Source organism: Mycoplasma sp. CSL7475-4, from assembly GCF_024834065.1.
GTDB lineage: Bacteria > Bacillota_I > Bacilli_A > Mycoplasmatales > Metamycoplasmataceae > Mycoplasmopsis.
Genome location: NZ_JANUYA010000005.1, coordinates 12751 through 31514 on the forward strand (window position 1 = coordinate 12751; position 18764 = coordinate 31514).

At 31.7% G+C, this 18764-nt stretch carries 14 protein-coding genes and 1 tRNA gene; 2 read left to right on the top strand and 13 right to left on the bottom strand.

Annotated features, from left to right (window positions below):
* Positions 1–2 precede the first annotated feature (2 nt).
* Positions 3–3296, top strand: a complete 3294-nt coding sequence (locus NXS15_RS02535; RefSeq protein ID WP_259290297.1) for a UvrB domain 3-containing protein — start codon at positions 3–5, stop codon at positions 3294–3296.
* A gap of 26 nt (positions 3297–3322) precedes the next feature.
* Here NXS15_RS02535 and NXS15_RS02540 read toward each other — a convergent pair whose 3' ends face one another.
* From NXS15_RS02540 to NXS15_RS02585, 10 genes are all read right to left on the bottom strand, one after another.
* On the bottom strand, positions 3323–4246 hold the full coding sequence (locus NXS15_RS02540; RefSeq protein ID WP_259290298.1) for a site-specific integrase: 924 nt from the start codon (positions 4244–4246) through the stop codon (positions 3323–3325).
* Between the two features lie 140 nt (positions 4247–4386).
* Positions 4387–5346: an ABC transporter permease gene (locus tag NXS15_RS02545; protein WP_259290299.1), complete on the bottom strand. Its 960-nt coding sequence runs from the start codon at positions 5344–5346 to the stop codon at positions 4387–4389.
* Positions 5346–7277, bottom strand: coding sequence for an ABC transporter permease (locus NXS15_RS02550; RefSeq protein WP_259290300.1), 1932 nt, complete (start codon positions 7275–7277; stop codon positions 5346–5348). The genes NXS15_RS02545 and NXS15_RS02550 overlap by 1 nt, the downstream gene beginning before the upstream one ends.
* Complete coding sequence (locus NXS15_RS02555) at positions 7219–9129, bottom strand: ABC transporter ATP-binding protein (protein ID WP_259290301.1); 1911 nt, start codon at positions 9127–9129, stop codon at positions 7219–7221. The genes NXS15_RS02550 and NXS15_RS02555 overlap by 59 nt, the downstream gene beginning before the upstream one ends.
* Positions 9130–9131: 2 nt before the next feature.
* Entirely contained in the window at positions 9132–10427 is a 1296-nt protein-coding gene (locus tag NXS15_RS02560) for a BMP family ABC transporter substrate-binding protein (protein WP_259290302.1), read from the bottom strand.
* A 272-nt stretch (positions 10428–10699) separates the two neighbouring features.
* Positions 10700–11050: a 50S ribosomal protein L20 gene (gene rplT, locus NXS15_RS02565; RefSeq protein WP_259290303.1), complete on the bottom strand. Its 351-nt coding sequence runs from the start codon at positions 11048–11050 to the stop codon at positions 10700–10702.
* A 32-nt stretch (positions 11051–11082) separates the two neighbouring features.
* A complete protein-coding gene (rpmI, locus tag NXS15_RS02570; RefSeq protein ID WP_038561632.1) occupies positions 11083–11271 on the bottom strand; it encodes a 50S ribosomal protein L35 in 189 nt (62 codons plus the stop codon).
* 15 nt (positions 11272–11286) lie between these two features.
* Positions 11287–11877: a translation initiation factor IF-3 gene (gene infC, locus NXS15_RS02575; RefSeq protein WP_259290304.1), complete on the bottom strand. Its 591-nt coding sequence runs from the start codon at positions 11875–11877 to the stop codon at positions 11287–11289.
* A gap of 268 nt (positions 11878–12145) precedes the next feature.
* On the bottom strand, positions 12146–12382 hold the full coding sequence (locus NXS15_RS02580) for a hypothetical protein (RefSeq protein ID WP_259290305.1): 237 nt from the start codon (positions 12380–12382) through the stop codon (positions 12146–12148).
* 11 nt (positions 12383–12393) lie between these two features.
* Complete coding sequence (locus NXS15_RS02585; protein ID WP_396888604.1) at positions 12394–13287, bottom strand: nucleotidyltransferase; 894 nt, start codon at positions 13285–13287, stop codon at positions 12394–12396.
* A gap of 66 nt (positions 13288–13353) precedes the next feature.
* Between NXS15_RS02585 and NXS15_RS02590 the strand changes: the two genes are divergently transcribed.
* A tRNA-Leu gene (locus NXS15_RS02590) sits at positions 13354–13437 on the top strand.
* 140 nt (positions 13438–13577) lie between these two features.
* Here the strand turns inward: NXS15_RS02590 and NXS15_RS02595 are convergent.
* The 3 genes from NXS15_RS02595 to uvrB all read right to left on the bottom strand — a co-directional run bounded on the left by NXS15_RS02595 (position 13578) and on the right by uvrB (position 18755).
* On the bottom strand, positions 13578–13799 hold the full coding sequence (locus tag NXS15_RS02595; RefSeq protein WP_259290306.1) for a hypothetical protein: 222 nt from the start codon (positions 13797–13799) through the stop codon (positions 13578–13580).
* A 142-nt stretch (positions 13800–13941) separates the two neighbouring features.
* Positions 13942–16764 (bottom strand): excinuclease ABC subunit UvrA, encoded by a 2823-nt coding sequence (gene uvrA / locus NXS15_RS02600; RefSeq protein WP_259290307.1) that lies wholly within the window; start codon positions 16762–16764, stop codon positions 13942–13944.
* Between the two features lie 14 nt (positions 16765–16778).
* On the bottom strand, positions 16779–18755 hold the full coding sequence (gene uvrB / locus NXS15_RS02605) for an excinuclease ABC subunit UvrB (RefSeq protein ID WP_259290308.1): 1977 nt from the start codon (positions 18753–18755) through the stop codon (positions 16779–16781).
* Between the last annotated feature and the right edge of the window lie 9 nt (positions 18756–18764).

Below are 18764 nucleotides of genomic sequence, written 5' to 3' on the forward strand. Positions count from 1 at the left end.
ATATGGCAAAATCAAAGACTTTTTTTCAAAGTGAAAAAGAATTTCAAGAAGAATTAGTTAATAAACTTATAAACGAAGGAAAATGAAAAAATTTAAATGACTATGGTCTCGCAGATAAATTTAACAACATTGACGAAGAAGTCATCTGACAAAATTGACGTAAAATTTTAAATATTTTTAATGTTAAATGACTTGGCGATTACCCTTTAACAGACGAAGAGTTCAAAGAAGTTAAAAAACAAGTTTTTTTAGCAACAACAAAAGTTTCAAAAGCCAACGAGGCTTTAAAAACCGGCTTAATTGCAATAAAACGTCTTGAAAAAAGAAGTAAATATTACGATGAAGTAATATATTTACGCTTCTTCCCAACAGGAGAAGTAAATCCGGCCGAAAATATATATCAAGTTGCAACCGAAGTTACAATACAGCGTGGTTCAGGTTTTAAATCAAAAAAACGCCTTGACCTAGTACTTTTAATTAACGGAATCCCGCTTTATCATATTGAATTAAAACAATATGCCGATAAATTCCAAGATGCTGTTATTCAGATAAAAAATTATCATACCGATAAAATATATGAAGGACTTTTCGGGTTTGTACAAGTGTTAGTCGCTATGGTACCTAATAAAATGTGATATTGACCAAACGCAACTAACTCAACCGAATTTGAGACAAATATCAAAAACGCCATGCATTGAGCAGATTTTGATAACAAAATAGTTAACGACTGAGAGACAATTGCTAGTCAATTTTTAAGCATACCAGCTTCACATAAACTGGTTCAAAATTACTCAATCGGAAATAATGAGGATGATGAGTTAATTTTGCTTCGTAGCTATCAATTTCATGCAGTTGAAAGAATATTATCAAAATTTAGCCGTTCAGGTGAAGGAATCTGAGACGATGTTAAAACTACTGACAGGTCAATAAAAGCAGGGTATGTATGACATACAACCGGTTCAGGTAAGACATTAACAAGTTTTATGACATCTAGATTATTATTAGACCATAAGCATGCCGATCGAGTAATTTTTGTTGTTGATAGAATTTCATTGAATAATCAAACCAAAAATGAATTTAATCGTTTCGAAAATAGAGGAAGTAACGAAGGGAGTTTAGTAAGCGTTCCCAAAAATTCCGCAGACTTATATAAACTACTCAAAAATGACGATAATAAAATTGTTATTACTACAATCAACAAATTAGACAAAATGATTTCCGAAAATAAAGTAAAAACCAATTTTGCAAAATTAAAAGATAAAAGATATGTCTTCATTTTTGATGAGGCACACCGTTCAACATCTGGTTCACAATTAGCGTCAATTACTGAATTTTTTTCTTCATCAGCAATTATAGGTTTTACAGGTACCCCGATATTCGAAAAAAACTCAAAAAACAATTTAACCACGGAAGATATTTTTGGCAAGGATAGAATACACCAATACACTATTTTAGATGGTATTAGGGACAGAAAAGTGCTTAAATTCAATATCGATTATGTAACAATGCCTGAAGTCATTACATTTTACACTTGAATAAAGCAAAATAATAGACTGCTTAATTTGCAAAATGAAGATGAGCTGAATCAAAATATTAAGGAATTTGTAAAGAATTACGAAGAAATACGTGAAGGATTTAACAATTCCACTGATAGTTTGTTTTCTAAAGAATGGCATGATATTGAAGGTATCATGAATATACAATCTAATGATCCTAATTTAATGCTTATCGAAGATAAAATCTTAGATGCAAAATATTATGATAATGTATTTTATAAAAATAGTGTTGCCAAATTTATTCTAAATGATTGATTTAACCGCAGTTCATCGTGCAACTTTAGTGCGTTATTTGCTACATCAAGTATTGCGGATGCTATTCAATATTACAATATATTCCAAGAGTTAAATCACACCAGTGATAAAAAATACAAAATCACCACTATTTTTGATGATAGTTTGGATGTTGTTGATGATTTTGAGAAAAATAGTTTCAAAATTGATGCTATTCAAAAAATTGTTAAAAATTATAACGAAGATTTTAAAACAAATTTTAGTGCTGAAACATATAAAGACGGGTTCAAAAATGATGTCTTACAAAGATTAGCACGCAAAGGGATATACAATAATTTAAGATTAAAACGTGGTGTAAATAAAGAGTTAGATGAAAAAAAACTAGATATTGTTATTGTTGTATCTCAATTGTTGACTGGTTATGACTCAAAATACATAAACACGGTTTATTTTGACAAGATTGTAAAAATGGAAGGTTTGGTACAAGCCTTCTCGAGAACAAATCGTGTTTTAGACGATGTAAGTTATAAAATTAAAGACTTTGGAAATATTGTTTGTTTTAGAGCTCCGCACAGAATGAAACATAACGTCAAGGAAGCATTCGCCGAGTACGCACACGCAAACGACTGAAGACAATTCCAAACCATTACTGACTCAGAGTTAGTTTTAAGTCAAATAAACACATACAAAAAAATTAAAGCAACTCTACAAAAAATTTCACGAACAGATGAAAATAACAATATCGAAATATTAATCAGTGATGAAGATGCTGAAAATTTTGAACTATTAAGCGAATTTAGTAATCTAGTTACAAATGTGACGCAGTTAATTTCAAACAAAAATAGCATTAGTATAAGAAATTCTTTATCGAAATTGAAGGACAAAGAAGAATACGAAGAATATCAAAGTTATATGGAGGAGATAAATGATTTAATCCCTAGATTAAAGAGTGCAATCCGAAGTGTTAACATAAATGATATCATTGATAATAACAACAATAAGAAAAATAAACCATTAATGGTAGTTATCGACCTTGACAAAGTTGATTTTATAACTAAAAGTGAAACCATTAACGAGATGTGATTGAAACAGTTAGAGCAACAAATTGCAGATGACGTTGATTTATCATTAATTATCCAGCATTTGAGCGAACATTTCACAAAAGAACAAATTGACGTGTTTATTGCTAATTGAGAAGACATTAGACGTGGTAAGAATTTTATTGATGTACTTAAAAATCACGAAATCGAACGAGTGAAAGAATACACAAAAAACTTTGGCTTAGATTTTGAAAAAGTATGGAATCTATACACTAGAACTCAAGGTATTGATGAAAATAATGGTTGAGAAGACTTGACAAAAGATTATGTAGCTAGCGCAGAAACTAGAGCTTATTGTAATACTATCGTTAGAAATTATCGCGGGGCAATAAATACACTTAAAGTCAAATTATTAGCACGTGAAGAGTTAGAAAAATTACGTAATTCTAAAAATAACGACTTTTAGTCGCTATTTGTGGGTATTATAAATAATTAAAATAGATTAGATATCGACCGCATAACCAAGTCGATATCTTTATTTTCTAATTCGTTAATAATATGTAAATATATTCTTTCTGTAGTGTTCATGCTTGCGTGGCCTAGGCGTTTAGCGACTGAAGCTATTGACACGCCGGCATAGAGCAATATTGAAGCATGTGTGTGTCTGAGACCGTGAATCGAAATTACAGGTACATTAGCTTTTTGACAACGCCTTTGTAAAATGTCGTTGATAGTTGAATTAAATATTTTTTTATCGTTAACAAAAATTGGCTTATCTTCTGGCAAATTTCTAATTAGCATTGCAAATTGTGAAGTCGTTAATCAGTCTAATTGTACCTTACGAATTGATGATTTATTTTTTGTGGGAGCAAAGCCGTCATTATCTTTGTAATTTCACGTTTTGGTGATATTTAATAATTGTTTGTTGAAATCAAAATCGTTGGGAGTTAGGGCTAAAGCTTCTGAAAATCTTAAACCTGTTTTTGCAATTAGTAAAATCAATCAATCAAAATTGATTTTTTCTTTAAGATTTAAAGATTTAATCAATAATTGCAATTCAAATTGACTTAAAAATTTTGGTTTTTTATTTTTTGACGGCATTCTCCCTTTTATCACTACTTTACGGGTAGGATCAACCCGCAATAGACCATCATCAAAGGCGTCTAAAAGACAACTTTTAAGATGATGGTGAAAATCCATTGTCGTTTGGCGCTCGTGATGTTCGGCGTACTCATTTAGTATTTTTTGGTATGAAATTCTATCTAATTCACTTAATTTTAATTGGGGACATATTTTAATTAGTCAGTCAAGTGTTGTTAAATATTTGTTAAAACTTATCTTTCTAATTGAACCTTTTTTATATATATCAATTCAATTTTGAAAGTATCTGTAAAATGTTATATCATTTTTTTTCATAATTTCCTTCCTCTACCCACGTAAAATATCATACATTATGCATTTAAATGGTTTAAGTTTACATTGCAAAGTGGCAATATAAAAATGAGCCCGTGTGAGCTCATTTAGATTTTTAAATAATTATTAAATGCGTATTAGTTCTAACGAACTGATTTGTCATATGCGATACCTGATGCGGCAGGCGCATGTGATTTTTTTCCAGTGATCATAACAATCAATAACGATAGCATGTATGGAATAACTTGTAATAATGATTGATATGGTTTTAATTCTGGCACGAACGCACCTGAAGAAGATGAAATCGCATACAAGAATGAGAATAAGAATGAAGCACCACAAACGATGAAAATGTTTCATTGACCCATAATCATAATTGCTAGGGCTAAATATCCATATCCTCTAACGTCACCGTTAAATGAAGCACCTAAAGTTTGTGAGAATATTGAACCCGCAACTCCGGCGATAGCTCCTGAAATGGCAATTCCTTGTCATTTGTATTTATTAACGTTGATACCTGCAACGTCAGCGGCTTGAGGGTTTTCCCCAATACTTCTAAATCTCAATCCTCATTTAGTTTTATATAGAGCGAATGCTGAAACAGCAATAATCGCAATAGTGATAACCATTTTTCATGAAATTATCTCAACTCTTTGAGAATCAAGAACTTCGATAACATATCTTAGTTCTTGAATATTGTTAGCTGGTTTTTTATTACCATTACCAAAAATGTCTAACAAAATAATTGCAATACCGAATGCTAGTAGGTTAATAGCAAAACCTGAAATAGTGTGTTCACTTTTTAGTTTGATAGTTGCAAAACCATGCAACATCGCAAAGGCAGCGGCCACACCCATTGCCATTATTGTAGCCGGTATTTGTCAAAGACCATTACGGCCAATAACACTAGTTTCACCAAATATTTTGTTAATGATATCACTAAATACTAAGTAAGAAACTGCACCGATAACCATCATCCCGTTAATACCGATATTTACGATACCAACTTTTTCACTAAATAATCCACTAATTCCACCAAGTGTGAATATACAGAAGAAAAGAATTAGTCAACCATAAGTATCAACTACTAATTTTAATGACATTATTTTCCTCCTTTATTAGTTCTATAATCTTTTAACATTGCGAATCTTTGTTCGATAATGTTATTGTAAATTGCTTGGAATTTAGCTTTAATAGATTTTTCTGATGCAATTTTTTCTTGTTTTAGATTGAATTTTCTTGTTGAACCTAGTCTACTCATTTCAAGATTCATTTTTTGTTTTTGGTTGTTAATGTATTCGAAGTTTTCGATAGTTTCTTTCTCTGAATTTTTGTAGTTCATTGCAGAAGAAAGATATTTATCAGTCATTTTTTCAATTTCAACTTTAATTTGTTTAACACGTTTTTTGTTTGAAATTTCACCTTTAGCAAGTTCAACTGCAGGAACAGATAATGAATTAATTGATTCTTTAACCGAACCAAAGCTTGCTGCTTCTTGTTTTTGGAAAGCAACTAAATCCTTGATTTCTTTTTTGTATTGTGAAATCAATTCGTGATTTTTAGCAAGTTTTGCGTTGTGCAATAAAACTTGTAAATCGTAAACTTTGTTTGCATTGATAATACCAATTTTTGCGCGTTCAGTCAAGATATTGTTTAATAACAGATTTTTCTGATATTTTTCTTCTAATTTTTGCAACTTAGCTAACATTTTTTCATAATTTTGATCGTCAACATTATATTCAATTCTGTGCAATGCTAAATTGTATCTATTAGTTAGAGATATACGTTTTCTTTCTAGCATATTCAATTTGTAATTTGCTAGGTAACGTGGATCTTTTATCAAAGCAATTCCGCGCGAAATTGAACGTAAAGGTTTGAAATTACTAAACATCACAGAAGTTGCTGCAAGATATAGAATCATTGATGTAATAACTTGAAGGTCTTCCGGTTTTAAATATAATGGGTCAAGTTGAATGGTGTATTGCGATGAATACAATGCTGTATAGAATAATGATGAAAATACAATACCAATTGGTGAGTTAAGTGCTAATAAACTAATTGCAATCGATTCAAAACCAATAACTAGTGGTTCAGTGATACGGTTGAAAGCAACACTTGGAGCAATAACATATTGATAAAATCCTGCAATACTTGCAATCATTGCTGAAAAAGCAAGAATTAGCATTGTTAGCATTTTATCGTTAACACCCATGTATTTACCGTTAGTTTTAGCAACCCCTTGCATTCTAATTTTGTATCCTAAACTTGTGAAGTTGAAGATAAAGGCAATTGCGATTACTAATGCAATCAAACTTATAATCCCGCCAATCACAAAAGCATTTTTAACAGCTGATGAAATAACGGCAAAACCTGGTTTAACCCCTGTGTTAGTGTCATCGAAATAAGCATTAATTTGTTCAGGTTTTAATTCAGGTCAAATAATTGAAGCTGATTTTTGTTGGAATAAAATCATTGAAATTCCAACTATTATTCAGTTAACCATAATTGTTGAAATAACTTCATGCACATTTAGATGTGCTTTAAGTGCTCCTGAAATTAAACCAACAATAAAAGCAAATAACATTGAGAAAATTAGTGCTACAAATAAAACTCATAATGGTATTTCTTTGCTTGAGTTGTAAGCCATTTTGATGAAAATACCAAACGAAGTAGCTCCCGAGATCATCATTTGTCCAGGAATACCAATGTTGAATAATCCTGCTTTAAAACTTAAAGCACAGGCCAACGATGAAAACCCAAAGACTAAAAAGAAGTTAACAATGTATTCTTTATTATTTGAGTTTAAACTATCAATTACAGCATTTACAATTTGAAATGGGTTAATTACATAACCATCAAAAATTGCTTTTTTAAGAAATATATAAACGAACGAAAGAACTATCCCGAAGAAAAGCGCTCAAAGAGATGATGCAACTTTACGACCGGTTGACTTAGTCTTATCCATTTTTATAAAATTACTCATCTTTTGACTGAATGTTCGCAAAGAATCACTCAAATTGTGTTTTGTCTTCATTTGTTTCCTCCTTTCTGTTTAATTTGAAATTATCATAAATTTCTTTAAATGATTTTTTAGCATGTGAAATTTCTGCTTTTTTATTCAATGCTACTTGTAAACGTTCACGACGAGCTTTTTTATAGTTCTCGCTTAATTCAGCAATAGCTTCTTTACCTGCGTCTTTTGAACGTTTAGCAATAAATAAACTTGATTTAATTGATGTCTCTTTCAACAATGCTTCTTCTAGCAATTTACTATATTTTTTCTCAATTATATTGATATAACTTTCTTTTGAATCTTCTATATCTATTGGGTTATATCATGTTTGGTTATCTTCAGAAGATGAGGATGACATGAATTTACCTATTTGTTCACGAGTTGTTGTTCTTGCGTCTTTAATTGACAAAATTCTACCTTCGTTAATTACTGCGATAGTATCAGCTAACGCTAAAACTTCATCAAGCTCGTAAGAAATTAGTAAAATCGCTTTTCCTTTTTTCTTTTCTTCTAAAATTTGACTATGAATGTTTGTAATAGCACCAATATCCATACCACGTGTAGGTTGGACAATTATGATGAAATCGTGTTCAAACATCATTTCACGACCAACAATAAATTTTTGTTGGTTTCCACCAGATAGTGAACGTGCAATACTTTTAGCACCTTGTGAACTACGAACGTCAAATTTTTCAATAATTTCCTCAGTGAAATTACGAATTTGTTTGTTCTTGAACACACCACCGGTTTGGAAATGTGGGTCTCATAATCTTCTAATTACTGAGTTTTCTTCAATAGTGAAGTCAAGGATTACACCATGATGGTGTCTATCCGCTGGAATGTACGCCACGTGGTTTTTACTACGATTTCATGCGCTCATTTTGGTTATATCTTTAACTTGATATTCATTAGTTTTCTTATCAAGTACTTTTAGATGTACAGAACCTTTAGTTGGTTGCTCTAATCCACCAACTACATATTCTAATTCCTCTTGACCATTTCCTGAAACCCCTGCAATTGCAAAAATTTCACCAGCATGAATATCAAAAGAAATATTTTTTAAATTTTTGTGTAACTTGTGTGTAGTTACATTTTTCATTGAAAATACAACATCTTTTTTCTCTGCTACAGAATCGTTTTTGATTTCAACAACTTCATTACCAACCATAGCTTTGATTATTTGGTCTAATGTTGTATCTTTCATCACAAAATTACCCGCTACTTTTCCAAGTCTCAATACCGTTGCGGTATCAGCGACTTGTTCAATCTCTTTAAGTTTGTGTGAAATGAATATTATTGTCTTGCCTGCTTTTTTGAATATTTGGAATGATTCTAATAACCCTTGAATTTCTTCATCGGTTAATACGGCAGTTGGTTCGTCAAAAACCAAAATGTCGTTTCCCCGGTAAAGCATTTTCATAATCTCAACTTTTTGTTGAGTTGAGACTGTGGCATCACCTGATTTTTGGAATAAATCGAAGTGTAGGTTATAAGTATTTTGAAGAGCTTTTATTTTTTTGATAGCAACGTTTCTATTCAAAACGCCTGCTGCGGATGTTCACTCTTCTCCAAGGATTATGTTATCAAGATTAGTATATACGTCTACTAATTTAAAGTGTTGGTGCACCATACCGATACCTAATGCATTGGCATCGTTTGGTCCAGAAAAAAGCACCTTGTTGCCGTTGATTAGGATCTCTCCACTTGTTTGTTCATATAAACCAAACAAAATTGACATCAAGGTACTTTTACCAGCCCCGTTTTCACCGATTAATGCGTGAATTGTTCCTTTGCGTACTGCAAATGAAACATCGTCATTAGCGATTATTCCGGGAAATTTTTTAGTAACGTTTCTAAATTCAACTGCGTTCACTATTATGCTTTATATAGTGCTTTGGCAAGAGCATTCATACGTTCTTGAAGATTTGTGATTTCTGGGCCTTCTTTTGTAACTTTTGATGAGTATAGTCAAGTTTTATCTTCGTCATTTAGAGATTTAGCAACTTTTTTACCTTCATCTAGAGCTTCTTGTGCTTGTTTACCTCTTTCACCTTGGATGTATGTTTTTGAAACATCTACTCAGTTTTCATTAAATCCACCGTAGATTATACCGTCGGTTACATTAATTTCAAATCCACCTAATTGATCTTTAGTTTTTTTGTTCAACGCAATAGAACCAACTAAGTCGTATGTCGATTGTCCTAAATTTTTAAGAATTGAAGTAAAGAATGCTGATTTACCAGATGGAGCAGCTAAAGCTTGGTCGGTGTCAACTCCAATAATGTATTTTCCTTTAAATGAATCTCTTTTCATCACTAAATATGTCGCTTGTCCAGCAACAGGTAAAATTAATTTAGGGTTTGTAGCTAGGACATTGTTAATAGCGGTATCCATTATTGGCGAGTTTGTATCAAAACCTGTATTTAAGTCAACAGTGTTTTGTGTTGAGTGAACTTTTTTGTTTTCGTCTGTTTGTTTATTGTTTCAGTAAAGTACACCTTTCATGAAACCTTCGTTAAAGTCAGTAACACCTTCGAAGACACCGCCTCCAAATTGTGCAAATGTTCTATCGGCTGCATTAGCTTCTTCTGATAGGAATTTAGCAGCAGCATATCCAGCAGCAAAAGCAGATTCTCTAGTTTTGAATTCTTGGAATACACCGTGTCCACCTAAAGCAGTTACATAGTCAGCACCAAGAATAGTTACACCTAAATTTGCCATTCTTTCAGCATTATTACCTTCTTTGATAAATGAATCAATTTGGTCTGAGTGTAAGAAACCTGGCATAATTCAAATTTTGTATCCACTGTTTAGTGCTTGTGTATAAGCGTTCTTATAGTTTCCACCAGTAACTTCTAGAACATTGTAGTTTTTTCTACTAATTTTGTTCTGTGTAGTAAAGTTTAATAACCCTTCTCATGCTGATTGGTTAAATGATTTGTCATTGATATCTCCATCGTCATTGATCATAACGATTTTTGGAAGATTTGCTTTTTCACTTTCAGTTGCAACTAAATTATCGCTTTTAATTACGTTAACAACTGAGACTTTTGGTGATTTAGGGTGATCATATACACCTTTATTGCTTTGGCAAGCCGCAGCGATCATAGGTACTGAAGCTAGAGCAGAAAATACTCCCGCACCCATTAAAAATAATTTATTCTTTTTCATGTTTATTTAAAAACCTCCTAATAATACGCAATACACAAATATTACGAGATATAGCACGAGAACTATACCTAATTTAATTATAATAAATTTATAGTTTTTATGACTTTGATAACTCAATATGTTATGGAATAGTTTCCGTATAAAAAAAATACAAAAAAAGCGTGTTTTTACTGAAAAAACACTTTAAATAATTGATAAACCAGTTTTTTTAAAAAAATTGAATTTTAACAAAAAACAAATTTACAAAATTTTTTGCTTTTTTGTGTTATTAATTATTTACCGTCTTTTGAAATTTTGATTAAGTCAGAAAATACTTTAGGTTCATTGATTGCTAATTCAGATAGCATTTTTCTATTAATTGAAACGTTAGCTTTTTTAAGACCATTAATGAATAATGAGTATGATAATCCTTCTGCTCTAGTAGCAGCGTTGATACGTGCTATTCATAGTTTTCTGAAATTACGTTTAACTTGTTTACGGTCTCTGAATGCGTATGTTCATGATTTAACAACTGCTTGTTTAGCAACTTTGTAACCTATTGATTTGTGTCCAAAATATCCTTTAGCTAGTTTTAGTCATTTTTTTCTTCTAGCTCTTGTAACTGTTCCGCCTTTAACTCTCATAGTTTTCCTCTTTTCTTAATTAAATATAGTTATTAAAATAAGCCTTTGAATCTTTTGATGTCAGATGCGTGCATTTGAACAGATTTACGTGCTTGACGTTTTTGTTTTGTTGATTTATTTTGGGCTAAGTGTGAACGGTAAGCTTGTTCTCTTAAAACTTTTCCTGTACCTGTAATTTTGATACGTTTTTTAAGAGCGCTTTTTGTCTTCATTTTAGGCATATTTACTCCTTGTGACTATTCTTCGTCATCTGATGATGATTCAGAATCGTCTTCTTGTTGTGTAGCAATTTTATCTACTATATTATTTTCTTTTTTGTATTTAGCAACTTTTGTTTTATTTGGTTGCAAATACATGTCAAGAAATCTATTATTCACAAGTGCAGCTTCTTTAGCGATATCAGCAATATCTTCTAATAAAGCAAAGAAACGATTAATTGTGTCGTAACCAAGTTCTGGACGCGCCATTTCACGGCCACGATATTTAAGACTAACTTTTAGCCTGTCACCATCAAGTAAAAATTCTCTTGCTTTACGTGCTTTAACTTGTAAATCATGATCACCGATCATTACAGTCAATCTAATTTGACGATTTTGAATAATAGTTTGTTTCTCTTTAGCAGCTTTTTGTTTTTTCTTACGGTCGTATTTAAATTTGCCATAATCTAAGATTCGAGCAATTGGTTTTGGTTCAACACTAATTAGCACTAAGTCCATACTGTACTCACGTGCTATTTGAATTGCTTCTTTGGTTGCTTTAACACCAATTTTTTCGCCTTCTGGTCCAATTAAAAAGACTTTTGCAAATGGAATATTTGAATTAATCATATGTTCCGCTGCCGGTTTTTTATTTCTAGTATTTGTTGGTTGTATAATAACTCCTTTATAATAGATAAATTTAAATTAATAAGTGTTTCCACTTCTCAACTACATATAAAATAAATTTTAATTGTAGCTAGAACCCAAGACTATATGGTCATCAGGTGAGATTAAATCTACTTTCTGCAATTAAATATTGCCTATTAATTTTATCATATAGTCTAGAAAACAAAATTATTTTATAACCTAAAAACTTTGATTTACTTTTGGCGTATTTTTAGATAACAAATGTAACTAAAATTCTATTATTTTGTGAAACTATTTCATAAGAAAATTCGTCTTTATGCTCATCTAAATATTTAATGATTAAATTTCATAAATTTTGATTTTCCTCGTCAATAAAAACTAACTCGGCATTATTTAAACCTAATTCTCATATTTCATCAAGTTCTCTTTCCATAGCGTTAATTGTTTTTTTATAATCATTTTGACTTGTTAGAATTATTTGTTTCATTTTTCACTCCTTTATTTTCATTTTTTACATAATATTCAGGCGTAGATTCTTTTAATTCTTGAGGCTGTGTAACGTTTGGAAACACATGCTTGAATAAAATCATCATAATTTGTGTGATGAATATTTTTTAAAAAAAGATTTTCGATACCTTCGCTGACTAATTTAATTCGTTTTATTTTTTCTAATGGTGTTGATAGTAAAATTTTTTTAAATTTAAAATAGGTTTTTTCAATAAAGCGACCTTTTTTAATTCACATTGGCGTGTATTTTGAAATGTCTTCATTATTTTTAATTTTTTTTCGCAATAAAGAAGCAGATGCGTAATTTTCATAAGTTTGCTCCGAATGAAATTCAATATTGCGTTTGATTGAATAAATTTGAATATCGAGATTGTTATTGACTATTGTTTTGACATATTCAAAACCTAAAATATCATTAGGTAAATCATAGCTAGAGCCACTCAATTCACTTAGTGCTAAAGAAAAAGCTTTAGGATATGCCATTTTCTCTTTTTTGATATATTTACGAATAGTTATATTGAAATCATCACTGTTTTTATTTAAAAACTGAGCCAAATATAACATTTGCTTGACATCGTCACTTTCAGAACCAAAAACAATTTTATTCACACCTGCTTGATGCAATTTCATTACTGCGTGATAAGCAAATATGTGGGCTGCTTGAACAGTTTCGTCAAAACTTAATTTAATCACTTTATTGACTCCATATTTTTTAGCGATTCGTTTTCGGCTAAAAAAACTAGCAATAGTAAATTCACCACGCTGCGAAAATTTATCGCTCATCACGACAATAATTTTTTCACCAGGAAAATTTTGCTTAACTCAATTAATTTGACGTATATGGCCATTATGAAATGGGTTATATTCAGCTACTATTCCTACCATCAATCTCCTAAAAATAATTATTTGTTTATTATATTCTAAAAATCAATTATAATTATTAAGAAATTTGCCCAAGTGGTGGAATGGTAGACACCGTAGACTCAAAATCTACTGGAGAAATCCGTGCAGGTTCAAGTCCTGTCTTGGGTACCATATGTATTTGCTCCACAACGCCTTATGGCGTTTTTTATTTTCTTTAATGAAAACCGACACAACAAAAGTTGTGTTAGGATTTTTTGATTACTTGCTATATATACAATATTTTATAAATTGAGCAATGATAAAAGCTGTTTTTAACTATTCAAACTCAGTTTTTTATTCTTTTTTTGATGAATATCTACACTATTAACAACACCAATTTCACTCACTAACCAGCCATTTAGTGTACAACTTCTGACAAATTCAACAATTCCATTAACTACATTCATTTCTTTTAATGACACAACAGTACCAATTCTAATTCCTGCACAGTATTTGGGAATTAATTGATTATTTACCTTTATTTTCAACCTCATTTTTTGAAAAGAGTTTTTTGTTCTCAAGTTTAAGCGTTTGTTGTTTTATGGATAATTACATATTTTACAGTGTTTTTTCAACATATTTATTCATAAAAAAGCATTAGCACATTAGTACTAACACTTCTCACTGCAATAAGTATTATGATAAATATTTTTTTAAGTATTGTCCTGTGTAACTGCCAGGTACAGATGCAACTTGCTCGGGAGTTCCACTGGCAACAACTTTGCCGCCGTTGACACCGCCCTCTGGTCCTAAATCGATGATGTAATCGGCACATTTTATAACGTCAAGGTTATGTTCAATAACCACCACTGTGTCACCATTATCAACAATTTTATTTAAAACTGATAAAAGTTTATTGACATCGTGTGGGTGTAATCCGGTTGTTGGCTCGTCTAATACATACACGGTTTTACCGGTTGCTTTTTTATGCAAGTATGTGGCCAATTTAACTCTTTGTGCTTCACCGCCGCTCAGTGTGGTGGATGATTGACCTAGTTTAATGTAACCTAAACCTATTGATTTAATAACTGCTAATTTTTCCTTAATTTTTGGTCTAGCCGCAAAGAAATCATACGCTTCATCAACGCTCATATTTAAAACGTCAGAAATGTTTTTGTTTTTGTATTTTACTTCCAATGTTTCTTTTGTGTAACGTTTGCCATCGCATTGATCACAGACAATATAAACATCGGGTAAAAAGTGCATTTCAATTTTAATTACTCCATCGCCGGTACATTTTTCACATCTACCGCCAGGAACATTGAAACTAAAATTAGATTTCGTAAGTGCTCTTGCTTGTGCTTCGGTTGTCGAAGCGAATAAATCACGGATATCATCAAAAACCGAAATGTGTGTTGCAGGGGTAGAACGTGGCGTTCTGCCGATAGGACTTTGCGAAATTGGTATCACTTTATCAATCGCATTGATATTTTGAATAGAAGAAAATTTCCCTATTTTTTCAGTATTTTTATTGACAACTCTTTGTATTCCTTTAACAAAAATTTCATTAACCAATGTACTTTTACCACTGCCGCTTATGCCTGTAACGGCAATAAATTTGCCAAGCGGAAACTTAACATCAATATTTTTTAAATTATTTTCTTTAGCGCCTTTGACAGTAACAACTTGACCATTGCCTGAACGTCTAAACTTAGGCAATTCAATCTTTAATTCACCGCTTAAGTATTTTCCAGTCAATGAATCTTTAGTTTGCATAATATCCTGCATTGTACCTTGAGCAACAATATTACCACCCTCGGCACCTGCTAATGGTCCAATATCGACTATATGTTCTGCAGCTCTAATTGTGTCTTCATCGTGTTCAACAACAATCAGTGTATTGCCAATTTCCACCATATTTTTTAGTGTGGCGATCAAACGATCATTATCTCTTTGATGCAAGCCAATTGAAGGTTCGTCCAAAACATATAAAACACCAGTTAAATTTGACCCAATTTGCGTTGCAAGTTTAATTCTTTGGCTTTCACCACCCGAAAGTGTTTCAGCATTCCTGTTTAGACTCAGATAGTTCAATCCTACATTTTGTAAAAAGCTCAATCTATTAATTAATTCAGTAAGAATTAATGAAGAAATATGTGAATCATTCTCGTTTAAATTAATATTTTCGATAGTGTTTAATGCTTCTTCAATTGATAATCGTGCATAATCATCAATATTTTTGCCATCAATTTGGACTGCTAAAGCATATTTATTCAATCTTGAGTTATTACATTTTGAACACGGATATGAACCCATATATTTTTTTGTATAGTCACGGATAGTTTGTGAGCTAGTTTCCATATATTTACGCTCAACAATATCTAATATACCTTCTATACGTTTACTACGACGAATCCGGTTGCCAGATGCAGAAATTAAAACATATTCAATTTCTTCATCTGAACCATATTTAATTCTCTTTATATCAGATGGTGAAAGATCTTCGATAGGAATGCTTTTATCAATACCATAGTGGTTTAATAAAACTTCAAATTCTTGTCATTCTAAGTTTTGTGTGTTTACTGTGTTTTCGAATATTTTTATTCCACCATTGTTTATACTTCTTCAAGGTTCTGGCACTAGTGCCTCAAAACTTGCTCGCAAATCTACACCAAGACCTTTACATTGCTCACAAGCACCAGCGGGTGAGTTGAATGAAAATAAACGTGGCTCGATTTTAGGCATTTCAAAATCTTTATACATACACGAGTGTAGTTTTGAAAAAGTTTTAATTTCACCTTCGTCACTTTCCACTTTAATTAAACCTTTACTGTATTCGGCAGCTACTGAAATAGCCTCCGCTAAACGAGCAGACTCATCCACAACATTTACACGATCGACAACTATGTCTATTGTGTGTTTACTATTTTTATCCAAAATGATTTCATCATCCAAATTTCTTAATTGTCCATCAACTTTTACTCGGATAAAACCATCTTTACGTAACTTATCAATTAAGTTTAAATGTGTCCCTTTTTCATTGTCTACAATTGGTGACAAAATCAATATTTTGCCACTGGTTTTCATTGAGTTTAAAGAGTCAATAATATCTTTGTTAGTTTGTGATTTGATTGGAATTTTGTGTTGCGGACAATAAGGAACGCCAATACGAGCAAACAATAAACGTAAATAATCATAAATTTCCGTGACAGTGCCCACTGTCGAACGTGGATTATTATGTGTTGTTTTTTGCTCAATTGCAATCGATGGACTCAAACCATCAATGGCATCTACATCGGGTTTATTGCTTCCCCCTAAAAATTGGCGAGCATAATTACTCAAACTATCTACATATCTACGACGGCCTTCTTCGTAAATCGTATTAAACGCCAATGATGACTTACCCGAACCCGATAAACCGGTAAAAACTATTAATTTATTTTTAGGCAAAACTAGATTAACATTTTTTAAATTATTTTCTCTAGCACCTTTTATTGTAATTTGTTCTTTTGTTGACATTTTTCCCCTTTTTGTTATTGTTTTGTTTCTAATTCAATAATTAAATCACGAATCTCTATTGCCTTTTCGTAATCTAAATTTTTCGCTGCTTCATTCATTTTAGCATTCAATTCTTCCAGCAATTGTGCTTTCTCTTTTTTGCCGACTTTATTCTTACTTAAATAAAAGCTGATTTGTTCGTCTTTAGCATCATCAAGCAGGGCGTCTGGTATTGCTTTAATAATTGTTTGCGGAGTGATATTATGTTTTAAATTATAAGCAATTTGCAACTCTCTTTTTTCTTTATTATCAGCAATTGTTGCCTTCATACTGCGTGAAATAGTGTCGCCATAAAACAACACCCTACCGTTAGCATTACGGGCTGCACGACCTGAAATTTGGATCAATGATTTTGTATCACGTAAAAAACCTTCTTTATCAGCGTCTAAAACTACAATTAGACTAACTTCAGGTAAGTCAATACCCTCACGTAACAAGTTAATTCCAATAACAGTATCATAAATACCTTTACGTAATTTCAAGAGAATTCTATTGCGTTCAAATGCAGTGTGGTCTGAATGAATAAAGGCAATTTTTTCGTTTTTTTCTAAATAAAAACGTGTCAATTCTTCTGCTAAACGTTTAGTTGTGGTCAATATCAAAGTTCGTTCGTTTTTTTGTTTTTGTTTTTGCAATTCATCATAGATATCTTCAACTTGATTTTTCGAACTCCTTACTTCAATAACTGGGTCTAATAAACCTGTTGGCCGCACGAATAAGCGAGTTAAGTTGCCCTTTGTTTTTTCTAATTCATAAGATTCAGGCGTAGCGGAGATAAAAATTGTTTGGAAATCAAAACCATTTTCGTATTCGTCAAAACGTAATGGTCGATTATCAAGTGCCGATGGCAATCTAAAACCATAATTAACTAAATTTTCTTTACGTGAGCGATCCCCGTGATACATAGCGCGTAATTGAGGAATCATCATATGACTTTCATCAATAATTAATAGTGGGTTTTTACCCGCAAAATAATCTAATAGTGTATAAGGTCTTTCACCTGGCTTTCTGCGGTCAAAAAATCGTGAGTAGTTTTCAATGCCCGAACAAACACCAAATTCACGTAATGAGTCCATATCTTTAGTTGTACGTTCGTCAATTCTCTGTGCTTCCAGTAGTTTATTATTTTTTGAAAAATATTCAATTCGCTTTTCTAATTCTTCGCCTATTTCTTCAACAACTTTTTTTACTAATTCATTGCCGACTGTATATGCGTCGCCAGGGAAAATTCGGAATTGTTTATGAGTTTGAATTACTGTTTTGGTCAATGGATTTACTGTTGAAATTTTTTCGATTTCATCATCTCAAAAATCGACTCTAATCATAAATTCATCACTGTGTGCGGGTCTAATAAAGACTGTATCGCCTTTTGAACTAAAAGTCCCCAGATCTTGATCAACTTCGTTTCGTTTATAGTTTTTTTGAATAAGTTTTTTAAAAAAATCGCTTCTTTTATAGATATCACCAACCGCAATGTAGAAAATTTGTTCATTATAATCATTGGGATTTAAGGCACCATAAATGGCCGAGACAGATGCAACAACGATTGTGTTATTTTCAGTCAATAAAGAGTTAAATGTTGACATTCGCATTGCTTCAATTTCACGGTTAGTTTGGGAGTTTTTTTCAATGTATGAGTCACTAGAAGGTATATAGGCTTCAGGACGATAATAGTCGAAATAAGACACAAAATATTCAACATTATTATTCGGAAAAAATGACTTTAATTCGCTATAAAGTTGCGAGGCTAATGTTTTATTATGAGAGAGAACCAAAACAGGACGATCAAAATTAGCAATCACATTAGCGATAGTGAATGTTTTTCCACTACCAGTAACTCCTTTTAAAACTTGAAATTTTTTGCCAGAGTTGATGTTGTCAACCAATTCCGCAATAGCTTTAGGTTGGTCGCCTGCTGGGCTATAATTTGAAACCAATTTGTAATTAGACATATTGCTCTC